Annotated in this window: 20 protein-coding genes and 1 pseudogene; 7 read left to right on the top strand and 14 right to left on the bottom strand. The window is 64.4% G+C overall.

Going from position 1 to position 26,316, the window contains the following annotated elements; all coding sequences use genetic code 11:
- Positions 1–28: 28 nt before the first annotated feature.
- From ACOIX3_RS13580 to ACOIX3_RS13570, 3 genes are read right to left on the bottom strand one after another with little or no spacing between them, the layout of a single operon-like run.
- Positions 29–3,616, bottom strand: coding sequence for an error-prone DNA polymerase (locus ACOIX3_RS13580; protein ID WP_420970317.1), 3,588 nt, complete (start codon positions 3,614–3,616; stop codon positions 29–31).
- The gene (locus tag ACOIX3_RS13575) at positions 3,613–5,400 is read right to left on the bottom strand and encodes a Y-family DNA polymerase (RefSeq protein WP_420970316.1); all 1,788 of its coding nucleotides are present in this window, start codon (positions 5,398–5,400) and stop codon (positions 3,613–3,615) included. Before ACOIX3_RS13575 ends, ACOIX3_RS13580 begins: the two co-directional genes overlap by 4 nt.
- Positions 5,291–6,085 (bottom strand): ImuA family protein, encoded by a 795-nt coding sequence (locus ACOIX3_RS13570; RefSeq protein ID WP_420970315.1) that lies wholly within the window; start codon positions 6,083–6,085, stop codon positions 5,291–5,293. The genes ACOIX3_RS13575 and ACOIX3_RS13570 overlap by 110 nt, the downstream gene beginning before the upstream one ends.
- Positions 6,086–6,341: 256 nt before the next feature.
- On the opposite strand from ACOIX3_RS13570, the gene ACOIX3_RS13565 reads away from it, so the two are divergent.
- Positions 6,342–7,775, top strand: coding sequence for a UdgX family uracil-DNA binding protein (locus ACOIX3_RS13565; RefSeq protein ID WP_420970314.1), 1,434 nt, complete (start codon positions 6,342–6,344; stop codon positions 7,773–7,775).
- Positions 7,776–8,075: 300 nt separating this feature from the next.
- Here ACOIX3_RS13565 and ACOIX3_RS13560 read toward each other — a convergent pair.
- From ACOIX3_RS13560 to ACOIX3_RS13535, 6 genes and pseudogenes are all read right to left on the bottom strand, one after another.
- A pseudogene (locus tag ACOIX3_RS13560) lies at positions 8,076–8,276 on the bottom strand (cation transporter); the annotation flags it as partial.
- 17 nt (positions 8,277–8,293) lie between these two features.
- A complete protein-coding gene (locus tag ACOIX3_RS13555) occupies positions 8,294–8,665 on the bottom strand; it encodes a hypothetical protein (RefSeq protein WP_420970313.1) in 372 nt (123 codons plus the stop codon).
- Positions 8,662–11,871 carry an efflux RND transporter permease subunit gene (locus ACOIX3_RS13550; protein WP_420970312.1) on the bottom strand — a complete coding sequence of 1,070 codons (3,210 nt, stop codon included), beginning with the start codon at positions 11,869–11,871 and terminating at the stop codon, positions 8,662–8,664. The genes ACOIX3_RS13555 and ACOIX3_RS13550 overlap by 4 nt, the downstream gene beginning before the upstream one ends.
- On the bottom strand, positions 11,864–12,808 hold the full coding sequence (gene ihpB / locus ACOIX3_RS13545; protein WP_420971726.1) for a divalent metal ion exporter adaptor subunit IhpB: 945 nt from the start codon (positions 12,806–12,808) through the stop codon (positions 11,864–11,866). Before ihpB ends, ACOIX3_RS13550 begins: the two co-directional genes overlap by 8 nt.
- Positions 12,808–14,079 (bottom strand): divalent metal ion exporter subunit IhpA, encoded by a 1,272-nt coding sequence (gene ihpA / locus ACOIX3_RS13540; RefSeq protein WP_420970311.1) that lies wholly within the window; start codon positions 14,077–14,079, stop codon positions 12,808–12,810. The genes ihpB and ihpA overlap by 1 nt, the downstream gene beginning before the upstream one ends.
- 56 nt (positions 14,080–14,135) lie before the next feature.
- Positions 14,136–14,513 (bottom strand): hypothetical protein, encoded by a 378-nt coding sequence (locus ACOIX3_RS13535; protein WP_420970309.1) that lies wholly within the window; start codon positions 14,511–14,513, stop codon positions 14,136–14,138.
- A 370-nt stretch (positions 14,514–14,883) separates the two neighbouring features.
- Between ACOIX3_RS13535 and ACOIX3_RS13530 the strand changes: the two genes are divergently transcribed.
- On the top strand, positions 14,884–16,506 hold the full coding sequence (locus ACOIX3_RS13530) for an inorganic phosphate transporter (RefSeq protein WP_420970308.1): 1,623 nt from the start codon (positions 14,884–14,886) through the stop codon (positions 16,504–16,506).
- An 88-nt stretch (positions 16,507–16,594) separates the two neighbouring features.
- Here the strand turns inward: ACOIX3_RS13530 and ACOIX3_RS13525 are convergent, their stop codons facing one another.
- Entirely contained in the window at positions 16,595–17,503 is a 909-nt protein-coding gene (locus ACOIX3_RS13525; protein WP_420970307.1) for a LysR family transcriptional regulator, read from the bottom strand.
- A 138-nt stretch (positions 17,504–17,641) separates the two neighbouring features.
- Between ACOIX3_RS13525 and ACOIX3_RS13520 the strand changes: the two genes are divergently transcribed.
- On the top strand, positions 17,642–18,823 hold the full coding sequence (locus tag ACOIX3_RS13520) for a cytochrome P450 (RefSeq protein WP_420970305.1): 1,182 nt from the start codon (positions 17,642–17,644) through the stop codon (positions 18,821–18,823).
- A gap of 214 nt (positions 18,824–19,037) precedes the next feature.
- On the top strand, positions 19,038–20,009 hold the full coding sequence (gene dapD, locus ACOIX3_RS13515; protein ID WP_420970304.1) for a 2,3,4,5-tetrahydropyridine-2,6-dicarboxylate N-succinyltransferase: 972 nt from the start codon (positions 19,038–19,040) through the stop codon (positions 20,007–20,009).
- A 232-nt stretch (positions 20,010–20,241) separates the two neighbouring features.
- Here the strand turns inward: dapD and ACOIX3_RS13510 are convergent, their stop codons facing one another.
- A complete protein-coding gene (locus tag ACOIX3_RS13510) occupies positions 20,242–21,414 on the bottom strand; it encodes a M20 aminoacylase family protein (protein ID WP_092125137.1) in 1,173 nt (390 codons plus the stop codon).
- A 282-nt stretch (positions 21,415–21,696) separates the two neighbouring features.
- Here ACOIX3_RS13510 and ACOIX3_RS13505 point away from each other — a divergent pair, with 282 nt between their 5' ends.
- Entirely contained in the window at positions 21,697–22,122 is a 426-nt protein-coding gene (locus tag ACOIX3_RS13505) for a hypothetical protein (RefSeq protein ID WP_223970812.1), read from the top strand.
- 120 nt (positions 22,123–22,242) lie between these two features.
- On the opposite strand, the gene ACOIX3_RS13500 is transcribed toward ACOIX3_RS13505, so the two are convergent.
- The 3 genes from ACOIX3_RS13500 to ACOIX3_RS13490 form a co-directional block, all read right to left on the bottom strand.
- Positions 22,243–22,869 carry a pyridoxamine 5'-phosphate oxidase family protein gene (locus tag ACOIX3_RS13500; RefSeq protein ID WP_420970303.1) on the bottom strand — a complete coding sequence of 209 codons (627 nt, stop codon included), beginning with the start codon at positions 22,867–22,869 and terminating at the stop codon, positions 22,243–22,245.
- 104 nt (positions 22,870–22,973) lie between these two features.
- Entirely contained in the window at positions 22,974–24,311 is a 1,338-nt protein-coding gene (locus ACOIX3_RS13495) for an amidohydrolase (RefSeq protein ID WP_420970302.1), read from the bottom strand.
- A 118-nt stretch (positions 24,312–24,429) separates the two neighbouring features.
- Positions 24,430–25,200, bottom strand: coding sequence for an IclR family transcriptional regulator domain-containing protein (locus ACOIX3_RS13490; RefSeq protein ID WP_420970301.1), 771 nt, complete (start codon positions 25,198–25,200; stop codon positions 24,430–24,432).
- A 169-nt stretch (positions 25,201–25,369) separates the two neighbouring features.
- On the opposite strand from ACOIX3_RS13490, the gene ACOIX3_RS13485 reads away from it, so the two are divergent.
- Together ACOIX3_RS13485 and ACOIX3_RS13480 are read left to right on the top strand one after the other, a co-directional pair.
- Positions 25,370–25,861 (top strand): MaoC family dehydratase, encoded by a 492-nt coding sequence (locus ACOIX3_RS13485; protein WP_420970300.1) that lies wholly within the window; start codon positions 25,370–25,372, stop codon positions 25,859–25,861.
- A gap of 11 nt (positions 25,862–25,872) precedes the next feature.
- The gene (locus ACOIX3_RS13480) at positions 25,873–26,313 is read left to right on the top strand and encodes a MaoC family dehydratase (RefSeq protein ID WP_420970299.1); all 441 of its coding nucleotides are present in this window, start codon (positions 25,873–25,875) and stop codon (positions 26,311–26,313) included.
- The last annotated feature ends 3 nt before the right edge of the window (positions 26,314–26,316 follow it).

The raw sequence follows: 26,316 nt of genomic DNA, 5'->3' as shown, positions 1-26,316 counted from the left end.
GCTTACAGCTACCGTCATCGCGCGATGATCAATGAAAATCCCGTGACGGCGGCAGGATGCGGACGTTGCGGGGGTGGCGGATCCTTTGCGGCGGGTTGTCGCCGTGATCGCGGCTGATGTCGTTAAGCGGCTCGTCGTTGAGCGGTTCGATCAGCGCCGGGCCCGTCGGCACCGGATGCTTGGGGCTGAGGGATTCGTTGGCGAGGCCGATCAGATCGTGGGAGCGGTCGGTCATGCGCTGCGCCACCAGATGCGTCACGCCCTCGGGGCTGCTCTGGATATAGCCCTCGACCAGGATCAGGCGCGCGCCCATCACCTCTTTGCGATACTGCTCCATCACCTTCGGCCACACCACGATGTTGGCGATGCCGGTCTCGTCCTCCAGCGTCATGAACACGACGCCTTTGGCGCTGCCCGGCCGCTGCCGCACCAGCACAACGCCGGCGCAACTGACGCGGCGGCGGTCGTTGCTGCGGTTGATGGAGTGGCAGGCGACGACGCGCTCTCTGGTGAACATCTCGCGCAAGAATTCCATCGGATGGCCCTTCAGCGACAGGCGGATGGTCTGATAGTCGGCGACCACCTGTTCGGGACGCGGCATTTCCGGCAGCGGTTTTGCACCCTCATCCGGCTGCTCGCGCGCGGTGGCGGCCTCGAACAGCGGCAGCGGCACGTCGTCAGGCAGCCGCCGCACCGCCCATAGCGCTTCGCGGCGGTCGAGCCCGAGCGAGCGGAACGCATCGGCGTCGGCAAGCAGGATCAGCGCGCGCTTGGGGAGAGCAGTGTCGCGGGCGAAGTCTTCCAGCGAGGTGAAAGGCCGGCGGTTGCGCGCGGCAACGATGCGGTCGGCCCAGTCTTTCTCCCCGCCGTCCAAGGCCGCGCGGGAGGTGGGTGGGTTCCCTCCCCCCTTGCGGGGGAGGGTTAGGGAGAGGGGTAAGCCGCACGGGCGGTGGTCGTGGCTTACCCCTCTCTCCAACTCTCCCCCGCAAGGGGGGAGAGAGCCCATCTGTTCGTGCCTCCCTGACTCATGCACATCTGCGCTTCGCGCGCCCACGATGCGCAATTGCGCATCGGAGAATGACGATTGGAGAGCTTTCAGCCGCTCCTCGTCCTCATCCAGCCAATGAAACCCGTCGATCTGGCGGAAGCCGAGCCGCACCGCGCAATGATCGCCGACCTTCTCCTCCAGCGTGTTCTGCGCAAAGCTGAAGGAGACATCGACCTCGCGCACCGTGACGCCGTTGTTGCGGGCGTCGCCGACGATCTGCGCCGGGGCATAGAAGCCCATCGGCTGCGAGTTGAGCAGGCCGCAACAGAACGCATCGGGATGATGGTGCTTCAGCCATGAGGAGATGTAGACGAGCTGCGCGAAGCTCGCGGCATGGCTTTCCGGGAAGCCGTAGGAGCCAAAACCCTTGATCTGGTCGAAACAGCTGCGGGCGAAGTCCGGATCGTAGCCGCGCGCCACCATGTTGCCGACCAGCTTCTCTTCATAGCTGCCGATGGTGCCGACGTTGCGGAAGGTCGCCATCGAACGGCGCAGACCGTTGGCCTCCTCCGAGGTGAACTTTGCCGCCTCGATCGCGATCCGCATCGCTTGCTCCTGGAACAGCGGCACGCCGAGCGTCTTGTGCAGCACGTTGTAGAGCTCGTCCTTGTTGCCCTGGTCTGGCGCCGGCGATGGATAGCTGACCTTTTCCTGGCCATTCCGCCGCCTGAGATAGGGATGCACCATGTCGCCCTGGATCGGCCCGGGGCGCACGATCGCGACCTCGATGACGAGATCGTAGAAGGTACGCGGCTTCAGCCGCGGCAGCATGTTCATCTGGGCGCGGCTCTCGACCTGGAACACGCCGAGCGACTCGCCGCGGCACAGCATGTCGTAGACTTCCTTTTCGTCCTGCGGGACCGAGGCGAGCTCCCAGCGCTTGCCCTTGTGATCATCGATCAGGTCAAAACATTTGCGGATGCAGGTCAGCATGCCCAGCGCCAGCACGTCGACCTTCATCATATGAAGCGCGTCGACATCGTCCTTGTCCCATTCGATGAAGGTGCGGTCGTCCATCGCGGCGTTGCCGATCGGCACATAGGTGTCGAGCCGATCCTGGGTCAGCACATAGCCGCCGACATGCTGCGAGAGATGGCGCGGAAACTCGATCAGCTCGGTGGCAAGCTCGACCGCGAGGTTGATCATCGCGTTCTTCGGGTCGAGCCCGGCCTGCCGCACCTGCATGTCGTTGAGGCCCTTGCCCCAGCTGCCCCACACGGTGTCGGCGAGCGCCGCGGTGACGTCCTCGGTCAACCCGAGCGCCTTGCCGACGTCGCGGATCGCGCTGCGCGGGCGATAATGGATGATGGTGGCGATGATCGCGGCGCGGTGCCGGCCGTAGCGACGATAGACATACTGCATCACCTCCTCGCGCCGCGAATGCTCGAAATCGACGTCGATGTCGGGCGGCTCCAGCCGCTCCTTGGAGATGAAGCGCTCGAACAACAGATCGACCTTGGTCGGATCGACCGAGGTGACGCCGAGCACGTAGCACACCGCCGAATTGGCCGCCGAGCCCCGGCCCTGGCACAGGATGTTCTGGCTGCGCGCATAGTGCACGATGTCGTGCACGGTGAGGAAGTAATGCGCGTATTTCAGCTCGGCAATCAGCGCGAGCTCCTTGTTCAGGGTGGCGCGAAGTTTTTCGTCGATCTCGCCGCCGAAATATTTGTCGACGCCGGCCCAGGTCAGGTCCTCCAGATGCTGCTGCGCGGTCTTGCCCGGCGGCACCGGCTCGTCGGGATACTGGTATTTGAGCTGGTCGAGCGAGAACGAGATGCGTTTTGCGAAGCGCATGGTCTCCGCGATCGCGTCCGGCAGATCGCGAAACAGCCTGATCATTTCATGCGCCGGCTTGAGATGCCGCTCGGCATTGGCCTCGAGCCTGCGGCCGACAGCCTCGATCGTGGTCTTTTCGCGGATGCAGGTCAGCACGTCCTGCAACGGACGGCGCGCGGGATGGTGATAGAGCACCTCGTTGGTGGCGAGCAGCGGCACACCAGCATCAGCGGCGAGACCATGCAGCCGCGCGAGGCGGCGCCTGTCGTCGCCGCGATAGAGCAGGCTTGCGGCGAGCCAGACGCCATCGGCGGCACTGGCCTTGAGCTGCGCGAGCAGATCAAGCGCTTTCTCCGCCTCGAACCGGTGCGGCAACGCCAGCACCAAGAGCTGGCCTTCGGCGAAGTCGACGAGGTCGGACAGAGTGAGCCGGCAGTCGCCCTTCTCGATCCGCTCGACGCCGCCGCCGCGCTTGCCGCGGGTGAGCAATTGGCACAGCCGGCCATAGGCGGCGCGGTCGCGCGGATAGACCAGGATGTCGGGCGTGCCGTCGATGAAGACGATGCGGGCGCCGATCAGAAGTTTTGGCGGATGGGCGACCTTGTCGCTGTCGAGCTCCTTCCAGGCGCGCACCACGCCGGCCAGCGTGTTGTGATCGGCAAGCCCGATCACGGGGATCTTCAGTTCGCTCGCCTGATGCACATAGGCGCGCGGATCGGAGCCGCCGCGCAGGAAGGAGAAATTGCTAGTGATGCCGATCTCGGCATAGTCGGGTAGAGGCGCGCTCATGCGAACAGCCCGTGCACATACCAGTTGGCGGGTACCGGCTTGCCTTCCTCGTCGCGCAGCTCGCTCTCGTAGAGGCCGTCGCGAAAGATCCAGAAGCGCTGGCCTTCGGCGTCCTCGACGCGGAAGTAATCGCGCGTCAGCGCCGCGCCGTCCTGCTTCCACCATTCCATCGCGATGCGCTCGGGGCCCTCGACCCGCACCACCGCATGCAAGGCGCGCCGCCAGGTGAACTGGTGCGGCGGACCATCCGGCACACTTGCGAACGGCACCTTTATCGGCTCGGGCCGTTCGAACAGCCTGAGCGGTCGCAGCGGCGGCTCGCCGGCGACGCGCTCCGGCCAGGCGGCCGCGCTCGCCGCGGCCAGATGATGCTGCGCCGGCAGCGCGAGCGCTGATCGTTCGGGGATATGGCTCTCGAGCGGCAGATGCACGACAACGCGCTTGCCCCCGATGCGAGCGGCGATGCGGTCGATCAGCGCCGAGATCTCGTCATTGTCGTGCACTGTGGTGTCGAGGTCGCGCTGCTGCTGCACCACGATCTCGGTACGCCCTGCGGCGAGGCGAATGAGATCGAAGCCGAAGCCGGGATCAAGGGGATCGTTGAGCGCATCGAGCCGCTCGCGGAACAGGCGGTCGATCATCTCCGGCCGCGTCACCGGACGCCCGGTCTCGACCATGATCGCGCGCACCGCGCCGTCGGTGCGGAAGAAGCTCGCTTCCAGCTGCCGCGCGCCCTTGCCCTGCTTGTCCATCGCCGCAACCAGCGTCTTGGCAAGGCTCGAGAGCGTCAGCGCGATCACGGTATCGGTCGCGATGGGTTCGGGGAAACGTTTCTCGACGATGTAATCGGGCAGCGGCTTGCGCGGGCTGATCGGGGCATCGCCCTGCCCGAGCGCGTGGCCGAGCAAGGTGGTGAAGGCCGAGCCGAACCGCGCCGAGATCTCATGCGGCGCGCGCGAGGCGACATCGCCGATGGTCTTCAGGCCGGCGCGGCGCAGGCCGGTGGTGACGGCAGGATCGGCGCCGAGCGCCGACACCGGCAACGGGCCGACCGCCTCCGCCTCCGCGCCGTCCGCGATGATCTGCCCCGAGGTATAACGCGTCAGCGTGCGCGCCGCGATCGAGGTGCCGGCAATCGCGGCACTGACGGCAAAGCCGCGCCGGCTCAGCGCGCCGGTCGCGATCTGCAGCAGCGCGCGCTCGCCACCGAACAGATGCGCGCAGCCGGTGATGTCGAGGAACAGCCCGTAAGGCGGATCGAGCGCGACCAGTGGCGTGAAGCGGTCGCACCAGTCGGCGATGTCGTTCAGCGTCTTCAGATCGGCAGCGGGGTCGGCGTCGTAGACCGTAAGCTCCGGGCAGATCGCCCGCGCATTGGCGAGCGGCAGCCCGATCGACAGCCCGGCCCGCACCGCCGCCTCGTCGATCGCGTGCAGCAGGATCGCGTTGTGGTCCTTTGCGACGACGACGCTGGGGAGAAGGTTGCTCAATCCATTCGTGAGGGACGCATCAGCGGACGGGTTCCCTCCCCCCTTGCGGGGGAGGGCTAGGGAGAGGGGTAAGCCGCATACGCCGGTGTCCGTGGTACCCCTCTCTCCAACTCTCCCCCGCAAGGGGGGAGAGAGCCCTGCCAATGTGCTCGCCTCACTTGAAGGTTCATCCACCTCATGCCCATCAGCTTGCGAGGCGATGTCCTGCGCGAGCTTGCGCTTGATGCGGTCGATGGGCAGGCGTGGCAGCCACAGGCTGAGGATACGCCGACGGTTCACTGAATTGGCACTCATCACACTTCCATTCCATGATCCATCGCCCGACCGGGCCATGACGATTGCGCACGAGCTCGGCCTCGAAGCGCGACGCGCCCCAGGCGCTTGCGGCATTACCCGGCGGCGAATGCGCCGCGCGCACGATCCAGCGCGTCTCCGCGGTCGAGGGGATCGGCGTCGCCGCGATCCGCAGCAGCAGCGCGGTGACGCCGGAGGCTTGCGCGGCCAGGGTCAATTTGCGGCTGGCGACGAGATCGAGCTGGCGCGCATGGCCCCAGATCTCGAGCACGACAGCGCCGAGCGCATCGCAGGCGAGCGCGTCGGCCGCGGTGCGCAGCCCGCTGTCGACATCGGCGGCACGCACGGTGACCAAGAGGCGCGGATCGAGGCCGATCTCGGCGAGCCCGCGCATCGACAGCGCACCGTTTTCGCGGTCGGAAAAATCCTGCCGCACCCAGACCAGCGGCTTGCGCGCTGATATCCGCCCGGCGAGCCCCGCGATGAAGCCGGTCGCCGCGCCGCCTTGATGGCCGGCCGCGAACACCTCGTGCAGCGCGGCCGGCGCAAGCCCGCCGCGCAGCATCGCGTCTGCGCTCGTGTGGCCGAGCGCGATGCGGTTCGGCATCGCCGCCTCCGATGGCGCCTCGATGCGCGCGATGCTTCCGCGCAGAGACGCAAGCGTACCCGTGCGTGCGCCGTTCATTGCGCCGCTCCTTCCCAACCAAAATTTGAGGTCGTCACTGACCAGAACAGAGAACCAGGGACTGGCTCATTTGTTCATGATATGTTCTAATATAAAGCTAACAGGGCCCGCGGAGTCAATCGGATTGGTGAGTTCATCGATTCATGAGTGGAATCAATGGGATTCAGCAGCCGCCAAAACCGGACGCAACCTGATCTCCCGCACGCCAGGTGCACTGGCCCCGAAAATGGCGACGTGACGGAAACGGAGCAATCGTATGCGTATCATCGTGCTCGACAACGACACCGATTTCGAGGGCTGGCGCAAGGCCGCGCGACGATTGGCGTTGAATGACGTGAAGCCTGCGGAGGTCACATGGACCGTACGCAAAGACGACGAACTGCCGTCAGCATCCTGCGTGAATGACTTGCCTGACATGCCGCAGGCGCGGTTCAACGTGACAGCCATATTCGTCGAGCTCGCAAAGACCGCGATCCTGCATCGCAATGACGCGCGCTTCGCCCTGCTCTATCGCCTGCTGTGGCGGCTGCGCAGCCGTCACGATCTGCTCAGCGCGACTGATGACCCCGACGTCGCCGAGATCCACGCGATGGCGCGCGCGGTCTATCGCGACATCGACAGGATGCACGCCCAGCTCCGCTTCCGCGAGATCGGCCGCGAGCGGACGGCGCATTACGTCGCCTGGTTCGAGCCGGAGCATCGCATCGTCGAGTTCGCCGCGCCTTTCTTCGCCGGCCGCTTCGCCGACATGCCGTGGTCGATCCTGACCCCCGACGTTTGCGCGCATTGGGACGGGCACGCGATCTCGATCTCGCCGGGCGTCGCCAAATCCGAGGTGCCGAGCGAGGATCGGCTCGAGGAGGCCTGGCGGCGTCATGACAACGGCCTCTTCAATCCCGCGCGGCTGAAAGTGATGGAGATGCCGCAGGCCTATTGGAGGAACCTGCCCGAGGACTCGATCATTAAGCCGCTGATCGAAGACGCCATGCGCATGACCAGTGGCCCCTTTATCGCACGCAAGACAGCCGAGCCGCGGAAGCCGCAGGATGAGCCGATGGCCCGTAAGCAAACTCACGACACGCAAGTTCACGATGCGATTGCTGCCTTGCGCGAAGAGGCCGCCGATTGCCGCGCTTGCCCGCTATGGAAGGACGCAACCCAGACCGTGTTCGGCGAAGGGCCGCAAAGCGCGACGCTGATGCTGGTCGGCGAGCAGCCCGGCGACAAGGAAGATCTCGCAGGCCATCCCTTTGTCGGACCGGCCGGGCAGATGCTCGATCGCGCGCTTGAGGACGCCGGCATCGCGCGCGCCAAGGTCTACATCACCAACGCGGTGAAGCACTTCAAATTCGTGCCGCGCGGCAAGATCCGGCTGCACCAGAAGCCGGGCACGCCGGAGATCCGCGCCTGCCGTCAGTGGTACGCGCGCGAGCTTGACGCGATCAGGCCGGAACTCGTGGTGGCGCTCGGCGCCACCGCAGCGCAGAGCGTGCTCGGCAAGATCACCCCGATCAACAAAAACCGCGGCCGCCTGATCGATCACGACGGAACCAAGGTGCTCGTCACCGTACATCCGTCCTACCTGTTGCGGCTGCCCGACGAGAAAGCCAAAGCGCTGGAATATCAGCGCTTTATTGACGACCTGAAAATTGCCGCAGATCAGTTGCGCAATCCAGCCCGCGCGGCCTGAGTTGCGCCAAACCGGCGGAACCAGGGACCACACTTCAACGTGAAATTGCTTCTGGACGCTGACAAATACCTACAACCTTTAATTGATCCGTGGTACTGTGACGTGTTCCATAGGTATCGGGCGTCATGTTCACGCCATGACGTACCTGAGGCGGGCGCGCTGCGCGGTTTGCTAGCCCCAATCGTGCGGCGCGCCACCTCATCTCGCAATCCTCCCCTCCTCACTCACCTGCTCGCAGCACGCGCCGGATGGCTGGTGACGAGCGTCGTGGGCGTCCGGGTAGAGACTTGTAAAATATCTCTAAGCTTTTGATCGTTGAGGATTGGCCGACGGGGCGTTGCTCAGGTCGTTTCGTGCGTCCCGTATGATGGCGAAGGACGACTGCAGAAACAGAGCGGCAATGACGACCGCCACGACCAAGTCGGGCCACGGCGTTTGCGTCCAGGCAACCAGCAGTGCGGCGATCACGACCGCGACGTTACCGATGGCATCGTTGCGGCTGCCGGCCCGTGCCGCGCCTACTTCTTGAACTTAGCCTGGCCCGACCTCCCTTCGGCGGTCTTGATCGTGAGGGTAATCGTCGCACCGGTTGGGATCGGATTCTTCGCGTCCCCCTTGAGAGAGTTCTCGCCTTGGGGTGCAAGGGTGACTGTTTCACGGGTCTGTCCGCCGGCTATCAGGACGGCGCCGACATACCCCTTGGTCGACACCGGCTTGGCCTTGAAAGCCTCGAAGACGTTGATGGTGACCGTGTTGCCCGACGTCAGAAGTTCGGCATCAATGCCGGCCACGTCGAGCATCAGGCCGCCGTTCGGCCCCTTTTCGTAGTCCTCGGCGGAAACCGGCGTCGCAAACAAGATCGATGCGATCACCAACAGCACGTATTTCATGACATGGCTCCTTCCCGGGCGGATGGGTTCGATTGCGCGCTGGACGGCTCTTCCCGCCGGAAGAGGACGTAGAGCGCCGGCAGCACTAGCAGGGTGAGGATGGTCGACGAGATGATCCCGCCGATGACGACGGTCGCCAGCGGTCGCTGGACCTCCGCGCCGGCGCCGGTCGCGATTGCCATCGGAACGAAACCGAGCGAGGCGACGAGCGCGGTCATCAGGACCGGCCGCAGCCTGGTCAACGCACCTTCACTGACCGCCTCGACCAGGGGCCTGCCTTCGCTGCGCAGCCGTTCGATGAAGGTGATGATGACCAGACCGTTGAGCACCGCGACGCCGGACAACGCGATGAAGCCGATGCCGGCACTGATCGAAAGCGGAATCCCGCGCAACAGCAGCGCCGCGACGCCGCCGGTCAGGGCGAGCGGGACCCCGCTGAACACAAGCAACGCGTCGGGAACCGATCCCAGGCTCATGAAGAGCAGGAGGAAGATCAGAAGCAGCGCGAACGGCACGACCACCGTCAGGCGCTGCGTCGCCGAGACGAGCTGCTCGAACTGGCCGCCCCACCCGATCCAGTAACCGGGCGGGAGTTTAACCTTTGTCACGATCTGGTTTTGGGCATCGGCGATGAATGAGCCGAGGTCGCGACCCCGCACGTTCGCGGTGACGACGATCCGCCGTTTGCCGTCCTCGCGGCTGATCAGATTTGGCCCCGGCGCCAGATCGATCTGGGCAACTTCCGAAAGTGGCACGTAGCGCATCTGAGCGAGCGGCGAGTTGCCCCACAGGGCCGGCGTCGCCTTGGTCTGGCCGTCGGTCGGCGGCAACGGAACGGGCAGCGACTTGATCGCCTCGATGTCGGAGCGAAGCTCTTCCGGTAGCCGTACGACGATGTCGAAGCGCCGGTCCCCCTCAAACACGCGACCGGCGCTCTTGCCGCCGACAGCGATCTCCACCAGATTTTGGACGTCGCTGACGTTGATCCCGTAACGCGACAGCGCCTGACGATTCAGCTTGACGGTAAGCACCGGCAGCCCCGTAGCCTGCTCCGTCTTGACGTCCTCGGCGCCCCGGACCTTCTGCATGATGGCCTGGACCTTCGCGGCGGCCTGGACGAGTTCGCTCAGATCGTCGCCGAAGATCTTGACTCCCACATCGCTCCGGATCCCGGACACCGTCTCGTTCATGCGCTGCTGGATCGGCTGCGAGAATCCATAAGCGTTTCCGGGGACGTCTTCGGCCGCCGCCTGGATGTCGGATACGACTGCGGCCTTCGGCTTGCCGGGATCGGGCCACTCCTTCCGGGGCTTCAGCATCACGTAGCCGTCGGAGCCGGACGGTGGCATCGGGTCCGTTGCGACCTCCGCCGTCCCCGTGCGCGCGAAGACCTCTTTCACTTCCGGAAGGGTCGCGAGCCTCCGCTCGACCATGGCCTGCATCTCCACCGATTGCGTCAGGCTGGTTCCCGGGATGCGGATCGCCTCGAAGGAAACGTCGCCTTCGTCGAGACTGGGGATGAACTCGGTGCCCATGCGCGATGCGGCTATCCCGCAGACCACGGCCAGGAGCGCGGCGATGACGGCGACGCCGGATCTGTTCCGGATCGAGGCCGCGAGCAGCGGCGCGTAAACGCGCCGCGCGCCCCTCATCAGGAGATTCTCATGTTCGGACATCTTGCCGCTGACGAGCAGGGCGACCGCGGCAGGTACGAAGGTGACTGACAGGATGCTGGCGCCCGCGAGCGCCATCAGCACGGTCAGCGCCATCGGCGTAAACATTTTTCCCTCGACGCCGGTGAGCGTCAGGATCGGCAGATAGACGATGGCGATAATGAACGTTCCGAACAGGCTGGGGCGGACCACCTCTCGCGATCCGGCGAGGATGGTTTCGAAACGCTCGCGACGATCGAGCGGGCGACCGAGCCGGTGTTGCTCCGCCGCCAGCAACCGCAAGCAATTCTCGACGATAATGACCGCGCCGTCGATGATGATGCCGAAATCGATCGCGCCCAGACTCATCAGGTTGGCGCTGACGCGGTTCTCCACCATCCCGGTGATGGCGAACAGCATGGACAGCGGGATGACGCACGCGGTCGCGATGGCTGCCCGGAAGTTTCCAAGCGTCAGGAACAACACAACGACGACCAGCAGAGCGCCTTCGGCCAGATTGCCCTGAACGGTCTCGATTGTCGCCTCGACCAGGCGGGCCCGGTCATAGACGGCGTGGGCGATCACACCCTCCGGCAGCGTCCTCCCGATCTCCTTGATCTTGGCCGCGACCCGCTGCGCCACGGTACGGCTGTTCTCGCCGATCAGGAGCATCGCGGTGCCCAACACGACTTCCTTCCCATTCAACGTCGCCGCGCCCGTGCGCAGGTCCTTGCCTTCCCTGACGTCGGCGACGTCGGATATCCGGACCGGAACGCCGTTCCGCGAGCCGATCACAATCTCCTTGAGTTCGTCGCTGGTTCCGACCTGGCCGGGGGTCCGGACGAGATACTGTTCGCCGTTGCGCTCGATGTAGCCGGCCCCGACGTTTGCGTTGTTCGTGGCCAGGGCCGCCATCACGTCGCGGAAGCTGATCTTGTAAGCCATCAGTTGCGCCGGATCGGGCAGCACGTGGAACTGCCTCTCGAATCCGCCGACCGTGTTGACCTCGTTGACGCCGGCCACCGTCCGCAATTGCGGCCTGACGATCCAGTCTTGGATGGTTCGCAGGTCGGTGGCCGTGTAGGGCTCGCCGTTCGCCTTGCGGGCCTCGGGCCTGGCTTCGACCGTGAACATGTAAATCTCACCCAGACCGGTGGACACCGGCCCCATCGCGGTATCGATGCCGGAGGGCAATTGATCCCTGACCTGTTGGATTCGCTCGTTGACCAACTGCCTGGCGAAATAGATGTCGGTGCCGTCCTTGAAGATGACCGTGATCTGGCTGAGCCCGTAGCGGGATTGTGACCGCGTGCTTTCAAGGCGCGGCAAGCCGCCCATCGCGGTCTCGACCGGGAATGTGATGCGCTGCTCAACTTCGAGGGGCGAGTAGCCGGGCGCGCGGCTGTTGATCTGGACCTGCACGTTCGTGATATCGGGGACGGCATCGATCGGTAGGCGCGTGAAATTCCAGACGCCGAAGCCGGCCATCGCAAGTACGCCGATCATCACCAGCCACCGCTGACGGATGGCGAAGGAGAGAATGCCGTCAATCATTGTCCGCTCCTCCCTTCGCCATTTCGGCCTTCACGATGAAGCTGTTCTTTGCCGCGTACACGTCGCCTTCGAGAACACCGAACGTAATCTCGACGAACTCCGGATCGCGATCGCCGATTTCGACGTCGCGGGCCTCGAATTTCTTGCCGTCCCGGACGAATACGACAGTGCGGTTTTCGACGGTCTGCAGCGCCGAAGATTTAACCGCGACCGGCACCTGCCTTGCCGAAAGCGTAAGCCGCCCGGTGATGAAGAGCCCCGGGCGCAGCCGTTGTTCGGTGTTCGGCACGACCGCTCTTGCTGCCGCGCTCTGGGTATCGCTGCTTCCGACGGGCGAAAGGTAGGAAATCCTCGCCTCGATCGGCGGCTTGCCGTCCGCCGGATCGATGAGGATCCGGTCGCCGACGTGGACTCGGCCGAGGTCACGGCGATAGACGGAGAAATCCACCCAAACGGTCGACAGATCCGCGATGACGAACGCTGGCTTCTGTTCGGAGACGTATTCGCCCAGAGTCGTCTGACGGTCGATCACTGTCCCGCCAAGAGCGGCCTTCAATTCATAGGGAGTAAGGCTCTGGTTGCTCTCGACGATAGCAAGGACGTCGCCCTTCTCGACATGGTCGCCGATCCGCTTGCGCACGTCCCGCACAATTCCCGGGAAGCGAGGGGTGACTTGAACCAGGGATTCCTGGTTCGGCTGGACCATCCCGTTCAGCAGCAGACTATCGTGCAACACGACTGGCGATGCCTTTGCGAGCTCTATCCCCGCCGCGGCGATCTTCGCGTCAGCCATCTCGACGCTGTTCGAATGTTCTTCCTCTTCAACCTTCTCGGTTGAAACCGTCTTGGTCGTCGCCGGTGTCAGCATCCGATAGCCGGCATAAACCAGCGATGCGGCAACCAGAACGAACACCAAATATCGGATCAGACGCCGCATCATCTTGAGCTCTCACGCGCGAGCGAAAATGGATTGCCGACGAGCCCTTCAATGGTCGCGACGGCAATGTGGAAGTTCTGCAAGGCCTCCTGCTCGCGCAGCCGCGCCTGAGCGAGGCTTGCCTGAGCGTCCAGCACTTCGAGGAGCGAGAAGCGGCCTTGGCTATAACCGTCAGAAATGGCTTGGCTCGCTTGCTCCGCTTTCGGGATCGCGACTTCGCGAAGGACAGTAAGCTCCCTCAGTGAGCCCTGCACCGAATCGTAGGCCCGGCCTGCAATCACGATCAGCGTGTTCCGGGTTGCTTCCCGCTCTGCCTTGGTCTTCGCCAGGCTCTCCTGGGCGGACAGGACATTGCCTTGGTTCTGGTCGAACACTGGGATCGGCACCGAGAACGTCAATCGGACGGCATCGTCGTTGGTCTCGTTGAAATGCCGCCACCCGGCAGCAATCGTGACGTCCGGATAGGGCTTCAGCCGTGCCAGCAGAAGTTGCGCGTTCCGCTGCGCATAGACCGCCGTCCACCGAACCAGCTGTGGATTCGCGTCGATCGCCGCCACGATCGCCTTGAAGGCCGGCGGCTGTCCGGTGGCGTCGAGCCGCCCGGAGACGGCGGCGAATTTCGGCGCCGTATCGCCCATGAGGACTGCCAGCTCGCGCCGCGCACTGGCGAGGGTCGATCGGAGCCGTTCGCGATCCGCCTTGACCAGGGCGGAAGCCACCTCGGCCCGGCCGGTCTCCGCCGGCGAGGATGCGCCTGCCTCGACGCGCCGCTGCAGCAGCGGGGTCAACTTGTCGATGGCTGCGACCTGTTCATCCAGAATCTGAATTCGGCGCTGTCCGCCCAGCACGTTCAGGAATGCGATGGCAGTCTCGGAGAGAACTTCCAGCCGGACCGCCTGACGCTGGATGGCCGCCGTCTCGACACCAGCCGCGCCGGCTGCAACGCGAGCCTCTCGCTTCCCGAACAATTCGAATGCTTGGCTGATCTGCAAGGTGGTTTCGGCGGATTTGGTCCCCCGAAATTTGCCCGTGCCGAAGGAATTGTCCTGCTCGTAGGACACCTCCGGATTGAGCAGCGCACCTGCCTGGATGCGTTGACCTGCGGCAATCCCCACGTCCCGCTCGGCCGCGGTGAGACGGGGGCTAGCCGCGAGTGCACGCGCGAGCGCGTCCCTCATCGTCAGGGTTTGCGAATGTGAAGCGCCCGCCAGCCACGGGCTGAACAGAAATATCAACGCCCACGCAAGACGCGCGGCCTTCTTCCGAAACATGAGCAGTTACCTGACCAAGCAGAACAATCGAGCGCTCGCGCGCTCCGGAAAGGCGCTCAGGCAAGGTATTTGGGCGGCGGCGTATCGAGCCCCGGATGATCTTCAAGAAGGAAGTTCGGCGTGACGTATGTCGGTGGGATCGACTTTGCCGCCCGCTCCGCGACCAGGACAGGCGGCGGAAGGAGCAAGGGAACACACGTGTAGCAATGATCTACGACCGTGACGGGTGGCTTCTTCGAATCCTGGTCGGATTGACCGGCCATGGCAGCAAGTTCGACTTGTTCGGCCTGCTCAACTGACGCAAGCGTCTCCCCCGCGCAGGCAATTTCTCCAGCAACACCAACGATGACATACGCAAATGTCAGGCAAACGGTCAGCAGCCCACGCAGCGCAGGTGCAAAAGGACGCCTCTTTTGGCCGATTTGCGGTTTCATCGAGGGCACGGGATAGCAAGGACAGGCGTCGAACACTATCACAAATTCGGCCCTCCAGGACGCGGTTCACACGAATGAGCACCGAATGACGAGGCGTCCGCCATGGGCGGACCCGGTCCCGCTTCCGATGTCGCCATCTCCTCATTGTTTCGCGGTGCAAGATCCAGACGACAGACACACCCGCGATCGGTGATCGTCTGTTGCTGAAGATTGCCACGAGGCCGCGAAGGCCCGTGGACCTTCAATGCGTTGCACAACAATTCGGCGGGATGTCCACCGTTATGGGCGGCCGGTTCATTTCACGGGGCGGATTTCAATTGCCTGTCATATGCATCGATCAAAATCAGAGGCATTGGGACAGGAGTTTACCATGAGCGATATGGCGTTACCCGGCTCGATCGAGCCCGCCCTGAAAAAGGGTCCGGACCTCGACAAGGGCTTCCACCCTATGACGGGGATCATTTATTTGGGCGTGGTCGCAGCCGCGCTGCTGTTCGTTGCCTACAGCATCTATGCCGACGTCGACGCCACCGGCACGCGCGTCACGTCGTTCCTGCCCTACATCATGCTGTTCGTCGCGCTGCTGATCGCGCTCGGCTTCGAATTCGTCAACGGCTTCCACGACACCGCCAACGCGGTCGCCACCGTGATCTACACCCGCTCGCTGCCGGCGCATATCGCCGTGGTCTGGTCGGGCATGTTCAACCTGTTCGGCGTGCTGCTCTCGAGCGGCGCCGTCGCGTTCGGCATCGTGTCGCTGCTTCCGGTCGAACTGATCCTGCAGGTCGGCTCCAGCGCCGGCTTCGCAATGGTGTTCGCGCTGCTGATCGCCGCCATCATCTGGAATCTCGGCACCTGGTGGCTCGGCCTGCCGGCCTCGAGCTCGCACACCCTGATCGGTTCGATCATGGGCGTCGGCATCACCAACGCACTGCTGCGCGGCCGCGACGGCACCTCCGGCGTGGACTGGTCGCAGGCGGGCAACATCGCCAAGGCGCTGCTGCTCTCGCCGCTGTTCGGCTTCGCGCTCGCTGCCGGCCTGCTCTACATCCTCAAGATCGTGCTGGCGCGTGCGACGCCGGCGCTGTTCGGCGAGCCGGTCGGCAACCAGCCGCCGCCGTGGTGGATCCGCGGCATCCTGATCCTGACCTGCACGCTGGTCAGCTTCTTCCATGGCTCGAACGACGGCCAGAAGGGCATGGGCCTGATCATGCTGATCCTGATCGGCACCGTGCCGACCGCCTATGCGCTGAACCGCGCGCTGCCCGCGAGCCAGATCGAGCAGTTCGCCGCGCATTCCACCTCGGCCAGCAAGGTCATCGAAGGCAAGGCCGCCGGTTACAATGTGATCGGCAATCCGCGCCCGGCGGTGACCAACTATGTCGCGCAGCACCAGATCAACGAAGGCACCTATCCGTCGCTGGCGGTGCTGGTGCGCGACATCGGACAGCAGGTCGCTCAGTATGGCTCGCTGGCCAAGTTCCCGGCCGATGCGGTCGGCAACACCCGTAACGACATGTACCTGGCGTCCGAGGCGATCCGCTTCCTGATGAAGGACAAGGAAGCCGAGCTGACCGCCGCCGACGTCGCCACGCTGAACGAGTACAAGGGCTCGCTCGATGCCGCGACCAAGTTCATCCCGAGCTGGGTGAAGTTCGCCGTCGCCATCGCGCTCGGCCTCGGCACCATGGTCGGCTGGAAGCGCATCGTCGTCACCGTCGGCGAGAAGATCGGCAAGACCCACCTGACCTACGCGCAGGGCGCCTGCGCCGAGATCACGGCGGCCGCGACGATCGCGGCGGCCGATGGCTACGGCCTGCCGGTCTCGACCACCCACGTGCTGTCGTCAGGCATCGCGGGTACCATGGCCGCCAACGGCTCCGGCCTGCAATGGGCGACGATCCGCAACATCGCGATGGCCTGGGTGCTGACCCTGCCGGCCGCGATGATCCTCTCGGGCTGTCTGTACTACGTGTTCTACCACGTGTTCTGATGCCGACACGCTTTCGGCGCGGCAACGCGCCGGACGAAGGCCCGCACCGTCGGTGCGGGCCTTTTGCTTTTTGACGGTCGCGGCGCGCTCAGGCGGCGTACACTTTCGCGACCTCCGCCAGCAGGCCGCGCGCCCATTTGTGCAGGCCGGATTTGGCCGTCCGGGCGCTCCAGTACATGTCGATCGAGATCGGCACGCGGAACGGCAGCGACGCGACGTGCAGGCCGCCGCGCATCGCCCGCGCCAGATGATGCGGGATGGTCGCAACCAGCCTTGTGCCGGCGACGATGCGCTCCAGGCTGTCGTGGTTCGGAAGGCTGACCGCGGGCTCGATCTCGATCTCCCTCGCCTTGAGCGCCTCGAGATAGAGCGGCAGCCACTCGCCGCTATGGGTGATGAAGACGTGTTCGGCCTTGGCGTAGGCCGACAGCGCGATCCGGCCGCGCGCCAGCGGATTGGCCGGATCCATCACGCAGACATAGTGATCGGTGAGGATATGGCGCCGAAAGAAGCTTTCGCCGACGACCCCGACCGGACCGAGCACGATGTCGCACTGGTTCTGCTTGAGATGGATGTCGCCATGGCCCGCAGCATCGAGCAGGACGAGACGGACTTTTGGTGCGCCGGCACGCAGCCGTGCACTGAACTGCGGCATCAGGGTCTGCCGTTCGTGATAATTGCACGAGATCGTCACGCTGCCCTGCACCGTCGCCGGATCGAATTCAACCGGTGAGGCAAGCCCGTCGATCTCGCCGATCATGTCCCGCGCCCAGCTGACCAACGCCGCGCAGCGTTCGGTGGCGGTCACGCCATTGCCGCTGCGGGCGAACAAGGGATCACCGAGCGCGCCGCGCAGCCGCTCGACCGCGTAGCTGATGGTAGACTGGTTGACGTCGAGCCGCTTGGCCGCCGCCGAGAACGACTGCAGGTCGTAGACCAGCACAAGCGTCCGCAAGGTCCCGATGTCGATCGGATCGATCGAGGAATTGGCCGCCACGCTGCACCTCCCGCCTTGCCGGCGGCCCAGCCTAGCATGAGGTCATGGAATATTTCGATGTCTGATATCGATCCCATTGAATTGAACGATTGCGGCCCGAGGCGCTAGCCTTCGCAAAAAAGCGCTCCGGGAGGACCAATGACCAGCACCGTGCCCGTCGTCACCGACATCGCGTATCAGGATCTGCTCGACGACCCCTATCCGATCTTCCGCCGCCTGCGCGAGCTGGCGCCGGCGGTCTTCGTCGAGCCCGCGAAGCTGACGCTGGTGACGCGCTTCGACGACATCGTGCGGATCGAGCGCGACCCGGCGACCTACTCGGCCGACAATCCGACCTCGCTGGTCAACAAAGTGATGGGGCCGACCTTCATGCGCAAGGACGGCGCCGAGCACGCGATCGGCCGCAAGGCGATCGAGCCCTCGTTCCGCCCGGCCACGATCAAGGAGTATTGGGCGCCGAAGTTCACCGCGATCGCGCAAGAGCTGATCGATGACCTGTCCGCGGCCGATCAGGCCGATCTGTTCTCAGCGCTCGCCGCGCCGATGGCCTCGCGCAGCCTGATGGCGATGATCGGCTTTCGCGCGATGCCGTGGCAGACCCTGGCCGACTGGTCGCAGGCGCTGATCGACGGCGCGGGCAACTACGCTGCCGATGCCGAAATCGAGCGCAAGGCGATGCAGGCGAGCGCCGATGTCGACGCCGCGATCGACGCGGTGCTCGACGATCACCGCAGCCACCCCAACCCCTCGATCCTGTCCTCGATGGTCAACGCCGATCCGCCGATGCCGATCGAGGGCATCCGCGCCAACATCAAGGTGATCATCGGCGGCGGGCTGAACGAGCCGCGCGATGCGATCCTGACCCTCGTGCTCGGTCTGCTGCAAAACCCGGCGCAGAAGGACTGCGTGCTGGCGAAGCCGGAACTATGGCCCTCCGCGCTCGAGGAAGCGGTGCGCTGGATCTCGCCGATCGGCATGTATCCGCGCCGCGTCACGCGCGATGTCGATCTTTCCGGCACCACGCTGCCCGAGGGCCTTCAGATCGGGCTCTGCGTCGGCGCGGCGAACCGCGACGGCAATCGCTTCGCCGAGCCCGATCGATTTGACGTGACGCGACCGAAGCAATCGCATCTGGCGTTCGGCGCCGGACCGCATTTCTGCGCCGGCACCTGGGTGTCACGGCTCACGGTCGGCAAGATCGTGGTGCCGATGCTGTTCGCGCGCTTGCGCAATCTGCGCCTCCGCGCGGAGGCGCCGCCTGTCGTCCGCGGCTGGGTGTTCCGCGGACCGGTGACGCTGCCGGTGCGATGGGATTCGTGAGGTCGTCCAGGACGCGGGCTCATTAGGCCGCAGCCGGACGCAACGCGCTCGGCCCGGCCCCGGCCTACGGGCAGAAGCGGACATCACCCGTCGGCTCCCCCGCTCAATCCGCCCAAAATGGCCCAAAGCGGACGCGTTTGAGCGTGCAGAAGTTGCCAATTCCAGGAGAACTCGCGTATGCACTATGTGTAGGGTCGTAGTGTGAGCAATTCAAATGGCGATAGAGCTGAAGGGCGCGAGCGGCGAGGGATTTGCGACGATTGCCGCTGACGGTCGCGTGTTGGATTCCTGGTTTCTTCAGCTGCGCCTGGTCGCGGAGACCGACAAGGCGGCAACGGTACGGCTGACGAAGGACGAGATCAACAGATCGTTGGGTGAGTCGGCAGACGGATATGCGCGACACGACGACGTCCGCAATGTCGACATCGTTCCAATCCGTACGGAAATTGGCTCCCTTGCATCCGCGCCGACTGATGTGCACGACGCATATCTCCGACTCCATCTCCTGAGCCACCGGCTCGTTCAGCCGAATTGCCTGAACCTTGATGGAATTTTCAGTCTGTTACCTAACGTTGCCTGGACGACCCTCGGTCCCTGTGAATCCTCTCGTGTACCGGACGCACGACTGACAGCACGAAAGCGTGCTCTCGCGTTTGAGGTGACAGGCGTGGATAAATTTCCGCGCATGACTGACTATGTGACGCCTGCGGACGTGAGAATTGCAGATGCGGATCGCGTAAGGCTCGGAGCCTACCTGGCGCCGGGCACGACCGTCATGCATGAAGGCTTCTGCAATTTTAATGCAGGTACGCTCGGTGCCTGCATGGTCGAAGGCCGGATCAGCGCCGGTGTGGTTGTGGGAAGCGGCAGCGACGTTGGTGGCGGAGCGTCGATCATGGGCACTCTGTCCGGAGGCGGCAAAGAGCGGATTACGGTCGGTGAGCGCTGCCTGATCGGCGCCAACGCCGGTATCGGCATTTCATTGGGTGACGATTGTATCGTCGAGGCGGGCTGTTATGTCACGGCAGGCGCGCGGATCCTTTTGGAAGATGGCCGCGTGCTGAAAGCCAAGGAACTCTCAGGCCAGAAGGGCCTTCTGTTTCGTCGCAATTCCCAGAGCGGCGCTCTCGAGGCAACCAGACGCACAGCAAATTGGGACGGCCTCAACTCGCAACTTCACGGCTAGGCAGCTCACTCGAAGACGTCGCCGGCGACATGTGGTGCGTCAGCGACGTCGCCTTCTGACGGCTCGCGTCGGATCGCGCGAACGCGCGCCCGATGACAGGCTCCGCGAAGCAATCCATCTCTTCGCTCGCTGAAGCATGGATTGCTTCGTCGCTGCGCTCCCTTGCGCAAACGCTTCGCGTTTGTCGCAGGCAATGACGATTGAGAGGCAGCGCAGCGACCAACAGCAAGGATCACGCCGCCAGCGCGTCCTCCACGATCTTCACGAAATACGAGGTGCCGTAGACGATCGCCTCGTCGTTGAAATTATAGGCGGGGTGATGCAGGCCGGCGCTGTCGCCGTTGCCGCAGAAGATGAAGGCGCCGGGCCGCGCTTCCAGCATGTACGAAAAATCCTCGCCCCCCATCAGCGGCGGCATCGGATGTACGTTGCCGTCGCCGGCCACCTCCTTGGCGATGCGGGTCGCGAATTCGGTCTGCGATGCGTGGTTGACGGTGACGGGATAGCCGCGCTTGTAGTCGAGATCGATCCGCGCGCCGGTCAGTTGCGCCACGCCCTTGACCACTTCACCGATGCGCTTCTCGATCAATTGCCGGACCTCCGGAGTCAGGGTGCGGACGGTGCCGCGCAAGACTGCGGTCTGCGGAATCACGTTGCGGGCATTGCCGGCGTGGAATTCGCAGATCGAGATCACAGCGGAATCGAGCGGATCGACGCTGCGCGACACGATCGACTGCAGCGCGGTGATCAGTTGCGCGCCGACCATCACCGAATCGATGCATTTGTGCGGCCGCGCGGCGTGGCCGCCGAGCCCTTCGATGTTGATATTGACCTCGTCGGTGGACGCCATGATCGGGCCGGAGCGGATCGCGAACGAGCCGATCGGAATCCCCGGACCGTTGTGCATGCCGTAAACCTGCTGGACGCCGAAGCGGTCCATCAGGCCGTCCTTGATCATGGCGGCCGCGCCGGCCCCACCCTCTTCGGCCGGCTGGAAGATCACGACCGCATCGCCGGCGAAATTGCGCGTCTCGGCGAGATAGCGCGCCGCACCGAGCAGCATCGCGGTGTGGCCGTCATGGCCGCAGGCGTGCATCTTGCCCGGCGTCTTCGAGGCGTAAGGCAGGTTGGTTTCCTCGTGGATCGGCAGCGCGTCCATGTCGGCGCGCAGACCGATCACCTTGACGTCGCCCTTGGCCGCGCCCTTCTTGCCCTTGATGACCCCGACCACGCCGGTCTTGCCGAGCCCGGTCACGACCTCGTCGCAGCCGAATTCCCTGAGACGGTCGGCCACGAATGATGCAGTGCGGTGCACGTCATACAGCAGTTCAGGGTTTTCATGGATGTTGCGGCGCCAGGCCTGGATATCGGGTTGCAGATCGGCGACGCGGTTGACGATGGGCATGAGAATTCTGGCCTCGGAGGTTGGACGTAAGTCCTGTCTAGCATGCAAGAGCCGGTCCACCCAACAGATGTGGCATGCCTCCGGCCTGGGACCTGCATTCGCAAATGGGATGCCGAATGTTCCAAGGACGTAGGGCCGAGTGGCCTTGCGTCCGTTCGCCCATCTCTGGCCTGACAGGATCACATCCGACCAAAGCCTAATAGTGCCGGGGATATCTCATGCGGATACTACTTCAGGTTTCCGGACCGAAATCCTCCAGTCTTCAAAGAAGGGCGCGGCTGCATGACCCCGGATCAAGCGGTCTTGTTCTCCACCATCATCCTGCTAGTGCCGATGGGCTACTTCCTGCTCGCGGCTCCCGCGTTCCTGCTCGTGAAGCTCGACGTCCCGCCCGTCACCCGCCTGCTGCGCGGCATGTTCAATGCCTACTTCCTGGTGCTGACCGTCTCGGGTGTGATCGGGACGCTCGCCTTTGCCGCGGCGGGCCGGCCGGCTGTCGCGCTTGGCATCGCCTTGATTGCGGCCTTCGCGGTGCTGGCGCGCCGATGGTTCCTGCGGCGGCTCGACGCCGAGGCGGACGCGCGAGACTCGGGTGATCCGACCGCGGTGCGGCGGCTGCGCCGGCTGCATTGGGGCGGCATGCTGTGCAATGCGGTTCAGGTGTTCGTATTGGTCGGCAGCATTCCCTATATGGCGCCGCTGCCTTGATCGGGTCTTGCTCCGCCGATCCCATATCCGCTTGAGGTGCGTAAGATTGGAAGCCGCGACGCGTTGCCCTCGAAGCGCGGCGCAGAGCAAGATCCGTTCGCGTCACGGGGAGCCTGCTCGCTACGCGTCGCGTTTCCGATGCGGATCGTATTTCGAAAGTACGTCCTTGAGGTAATCCCGGCTCTTCCATTCCGGTGCGGGCGGCTCGTAGCCGGGCCGAGGAACGAACGGATTCGCCGCCACATCCGCTGACGCACGCATCATGTCCGGAATGTAGCGCGGGCAATTTGGGAAGATTTCGCATTTGACGCTGACGACAAGCTTCGCACCATGGTGCCGGGCAAGCGTTTCCGCGCTGTCGTGGATCGTTGCCTTGCCCCGGATGCGCGCGCGAAACGTCTTGCCGTCGAGGCGCACAAACAGCAACCCGACGTTCGGGTTGCGGTGAATATTGCCGAGTGTGCGGTACATGTTGTTGCCGTCATACTCAGGGTATTCAAGCGTGTCGGTCCCGATGATCTTCACGAAGCCAGGATCGCCACAACGCATCGAACAATCGACATTGTCCTGATAGCTCGTCGCAATGAAAAAGAATCGCGTCTCCTCGATGAGCTTGCGCTCCTGCTCCCAGAATTCGAAGTGCAGGCGATGCTTCTCGAGACCGTCGGCGACGCGACGGCCGTCGAAGCGGTCCTGCAACTCACGCATTCCGTCGTGGTAGAAAGGGGCGCGAACGGGATCTGCCACAGGACTCCTCCAGCAGGTTGAGCAACCGGTCTGCAAGTTTTGGCACGGCGAGACTATCCGGCGCAACGGCAGCAGAATCTCCTGCGCACGCCCGCCGCAGACGGCTAGTTTCCCCGCGCCTGCCGGTCGAACGCGCTCAGCACGGCAAGCGTCATGGCCTCGACACCGGTCTTGATGGTCGGCTCCGGCACCGGCGCGAACAGCGGCGAGTGGTTGGTCGGCAGTGGCGCGCCGTTGCCCGCCCGGGCCGCGGCGACGCGCTCCGGCTCGTAGACACCGATGTTGAAGAACATCGACGGCACCCCGGCGCTGACGAATTCCGAATAATCCTCGCTGGGCGTGCCGGGCGGCGAGGTTGCGAACTTGTCGCCAAACGCCGCCTTCAGCACCTTTTCCGCCGTGCCGACCACGTCGGGATCGTTGATCACGGCCTTGGTCCCTTCGGCGAGATTGATCTCAGGCTCAGGCGCATTCGACATGGCGGCGACCGCCTTTGCCGTCCGCTCGATGCCTGCAAGCATTTTCGCGCGAACCTCGGGCTTGAAGGTGCGAATAGTGCCGAGCAGCACCACATCGTCAGGAATGATGTTTGACGCGGTGCCGCCGTGAATTGCGCCGATGCTGACCACGCCGAATTCGGTCGGGTCCTTTTCGCGGCTGATCACGCTCTGAACGTCGACGACAAAGCGCGCGGCCATCATCACGGGATCGATCGTCGCCTGCGGTACTGCTCCGTGCCCACCGCGGCCGCGGAATTTGATGTAGAGGCCATCGGCGGCGGATGAGCCGATCCCGACGCGATAGCGCACCGTTCCATAGGCGAACGGGCCATCGTGCAAGGCGAAGCCGAAATTCGGCTTTGGAAATTTCGTGAACAGACCATCCGCCAGCATGGCCTTGGCGCCCGCCACGATCTCTTCAGCCGGCTGGGCGATGAACATCAGCGTGCCGTGCCATTGGTCTTTCAGGCCGACCAGCGTCTTGGCCGCGCCCACCCAGCTCGCCATGTGGATGTCGTGGCCGCAGCTGTGGGCCACGAAGGTTTCCCGTCCCTGCCATGTGGTCTTGTCGTGGCTGGCATAGGGAAGGCCGGTCTTCTCTTCCATCGGCAGCGCATCGAGCTCGGTGCGCACCATGATGGTGGGGCCGTCGCCGTTCCTGTAGATCGCGACCAGCCCGGTCTTGCCGACGTGCTCCGTCACCTCGAAGCCCAGCGCCCGCATCTCGGCAGCCAGTTTGGCCGCGGTCTTCTCCTCCTGAAACGCGATCTCGGGATGGGCGTGAAGGTCCTTGTAGAGCGCGTCGAGTTTCGGATAGTCGGCCTCGACCGATTTCTCGATGGCGCCCTTCAGCGCGGCAACATCCAGTTCAGCATGGGCTCGCAGCGGCAATGAAGCGCAGAGCGCGGCGGACGCAAGCAGCGTGAGAACAACCTTGTTCATGGCAATCGCTCCAACCGAAATCCGGATACTGCACCCCGAGCGCTAGGTCGGGCTCGGCTCCGCGATCTAAGCAGGCAAGGTGATCGGAAACAATGACTGATCCAGAGCGTGTGCGCACCTACCCCGACGTGAGCATCTGGCTGCGGATCTCCTGTGCGGTGCGGCGCAGCGGCAGCAGGAATTTCTTGCGCGCGCCGGCCTCGCTGACCGTGCCGGAGATCGTGTTGACGCTAAGCGCCGCGACCACCGCACCGGCGGGGTCGCGCAGCGGCACGGCGATGCCGCAGATCGCCGGATCAAGTTCGCCATCGACCCAGGCATAGCCGTCGCTCTCGACCCGCGCGAGCAGTTCGCCCAGTCGCTCCGGATCGGTCACCGTGCGCGGCGTGACCTGCTTGAAGCCGCCGGTCGCAAGATAAGCCTCGCGGATGCCAGGTGGGAGCGCCGCGAGCATGACGCGGCCGAGCGACACCAGATGCGCGGGCAGCCGGCTGCCGACGCCGAGATTGGCCGACAGTATCCGCCGCGCCGGCAGACGCAGCGCATAGACGATCTCATCCTCATCGAGCACCGCCATCGCGCAGGACTCGCCGATCTCGTTGCGCAAATTCTCCAGCGCGCGCTGCGCATGCGCCCAATAGGGCAACGCATTGAGATAGGACAGGCCGAGCCCGAGCGCGCGCGGCCGCAAGCTGAAATAGCGGCCATCCGAGGCGCAATATTTCAGGGCCACCAGCGTCGCGAGGATGCGGCGTGCGGTGGCGCGGTTGAGGCCGGCGGTGTCGGCGGCCTCCGCCAGCGTATGCCGCCCCGGCGGCTTGCCGAGCGCCTCGATGATCGAGAAACCGCGCGCGATCGCGCGCACAAAGCCGTCGCTCTCTTTGCTCATGGCGTCATCTGGTTCGGGCTGTCGTTCTGCTCATCACATCGCAGCCGGCATGGCTGCCTGCACATGACGCGGCGCTACCCGCTTGTCAGGGGCTCCCGACCGCGCTAGCGTCAATTCACACAGCGAATGAACTGTTCGCCTGGCGAACTGACTAGCAGGAGGATCCTCGATGGCGCAAGCAGAAAGTTCTGCAGCCACCCCGTTCGAAACCGATTTCTGGAAGGACGCGAAGCTGCGCAAGGTGTGGGACGACATCGTCCCCGGCGAGCCGCGCAAGACGCTGCCCTACCTGCTCACCCAGGACGCGATCGCGCTGTACTGCCGCGCGGTCGGCGAGACCAATCCGCTCTATCTCGATGAGGCGGCCGCGAAGGCCGGGCCCTATGGCGGACTGATCGCGCCGCCCGCGATCCATATTCTGCTGATGTTCGCCTGCACGCCGGCGGACGACTGGATGCGCTCGCCGGGCACCGTCAATGCCGGACAGTCCTGGAGCTACAACATCCCAGCCCGTCCCGGCGACACCATCACCCTGCAGGCCCGCGCGCTCGACAAGTTCATCAAGCGCGAGCGGCTGTTCGTGGTGCACGACAACGTCTTCTTCAACCAGCATGGCGACGTGATCTGCTCGGGTCGCGGCCAGACCATCCGTCCGATCTAAGGAGGATCACGATGACCCCAGCGAATTTCGATGCTCTCAAGGCCGGCGACACCATCGACGGACCCGCCTTCGCGGTCTCGCGCGAATCGATCCGGCTGTTCTGCGATGCATCGCTCGATTACAACCCGCTGCATCTCGACGACAACTACATGAAGGGCGATTTCGGCAAGACCAATTTCGGCGGCATCATCATGCATGGCATGAACAATTTCGGCCTGATCTCGCGCATGCTGACCGACTGGGCGACGCCTGCCGGAGCGATCCATCGCAGGCTCGAGACGCGCTGGCTGAAGCCGGTGAAGCCCGGCGACACGATCCGCCCCGCCGGCACCATCAAGGCCAAGCAGACCACCGCGAAATCGCGCTGGGTGCTGGTCGACGTCGCCGTGCAGAACCAGCGCGGCGAGACGGTCGCCGCCGGCGAGGCGATGCTGGAGTTTCCGGCGAAATAGCGA

The organism is Bradyrhizobium sp. B120, from assembly GCF_049075665.1.
Classification (GTDB): domain Bacteria; phylum Pseudomonadota; class Alphaproteobacteria; order Rhizobiales; family Xanthobacteraceae; genus Bradyrhizobium.
This window is presented reverse-complemented; position numbering and strand designations above follow the sequence as displayed.

Bases quoted from the DNA above. Each gene is read 5' to 3' on its own strand.
- ACOIX3_RS13510 (WP_092125137.1), bottom strand. From the start codon at position 21,414: ATGCCCATCGTCAACCGCGTCGCCGATCTGCAACCCGATATCCAGGCC.
- ACOIX3_RS13490 (WP_420970301.1), bottom strand. From the start codon at position 25,200: ATGAGCAAAGAGAGCGACGGCTTTGTGCGCGCGATCGCGCGCGGTTTC.
- dapD (WP_420970304.1), top strand. From the start codon at position 19,038: ATGGCGATAGAGCTGAAGGGCGCGAGCGGCGAGGGATTTGCGACGATT.
- ACOIX3_RS13555 (WP_420970313.1), bottom strand. From the start codon at position 8,665: ATGAAATACGTGCTGTTGGTGATCGCATCGATCTTGTTTGCGACGCCG.
- ACOIX3_RS13535 (WP_420970309.1), bottom strand. From the start codon at position 14,513: ATGAAACCGCAAATCGGCCAAAAGAGGCGTCCTTTTGCACCTGCGCTG.
- ACOIX3_RS13520 (WP_420970305.1), top strand. From the start codon at position 17,642: ATGACCAGCACCGTGCCCGTCGTCACCGACATCGCGTATCAGGATCTG.
- ACOIX3_RS13580 (WP_420970317.1), bottom strand. From the start codon at position 3,616: ATGAGCGCGCCTCTACCCGACTATGCCGAGATCGGCATCACTAGCAAT.
- ACOIX3_RS13550 (WP_420970312.1), bottom strand. From the start codon at position 11,871: ATGATTGACGGCATTCTCTCCTTCGCCATCCGTCAGCGGTGGCTGGTG.
- ACOIX3_RS13575 (WP_420970316.1), bottom strand. From the start codon at position 5,400: ATGAGTGCCAATTCAGTGAACCGTCGGCGTATCCTCAGCCTGTGGCTG.
- ihpB (WP_420971726.1), bottom strand. From the start codon at position 12,808: ATGCGGCGTCTGATCCGATATTTGGTGTTCGTTCTGGTTGCCGCATCG.
- ACOIX3_RS13495 (WP_420970302.1), bottom strand. From the start codon at position 24,311: ATGAACAAGGTTGTTCTCACGCTGCTTGCGTCCGCCGCGCTCTGCGCT.
- ACOIX3_RS13570 (WP_420970315.1), bottom strand. From the start codon at position 6,085: ATGAACGGCGCACGCACGGGTACGCTTGCGTCTCTGCGCGGAAGCATC.
- ACOIX3_RS13480 (WP_420970299.1), top strand. From the start codon at position 25,873: ATGACCCCAGCGAATTTCGATGCTCTCAAGGCCGGCGACACCATCGAC.
- ACOIX3_RS13530 (WP_420970308.1), top strand. From the start codon at position 14,884: ATGAGCGATATGGCGTTACCCGGCTCGATCGAGCCCGCCCTGAAAAAG.
- ihpA (WP_420970311.1), bottom strand. From the start codon at position 14,079: ATGTTTCGGAAGAAGGCCGCGCGTCTTGCGTGGGCGTTGATATTTCTG.
- ACOIX3_RS13485 (WP_420970300.1), top strand. From the start codon at position 25,370: ATGGCGCAAGCAGAAAGTTCTGCAGCCACCCCGTTCGAAACCGATTTC.
- ACOIX3_RS13505 (WP_223970812.1), top strand. From the start codon at position 21,697: ATGACCCCGGATCAAGCGGTCTTGTTCTCCACCATCATCCTGCTAGTG.
- ACOIX3_RS13565 (WP_420970314.1), top strand. From the start codon at position 6,342: ATGCGTATCATCGTGCTCGACAACGACACCGATTTCGAGGGCTGGCGC.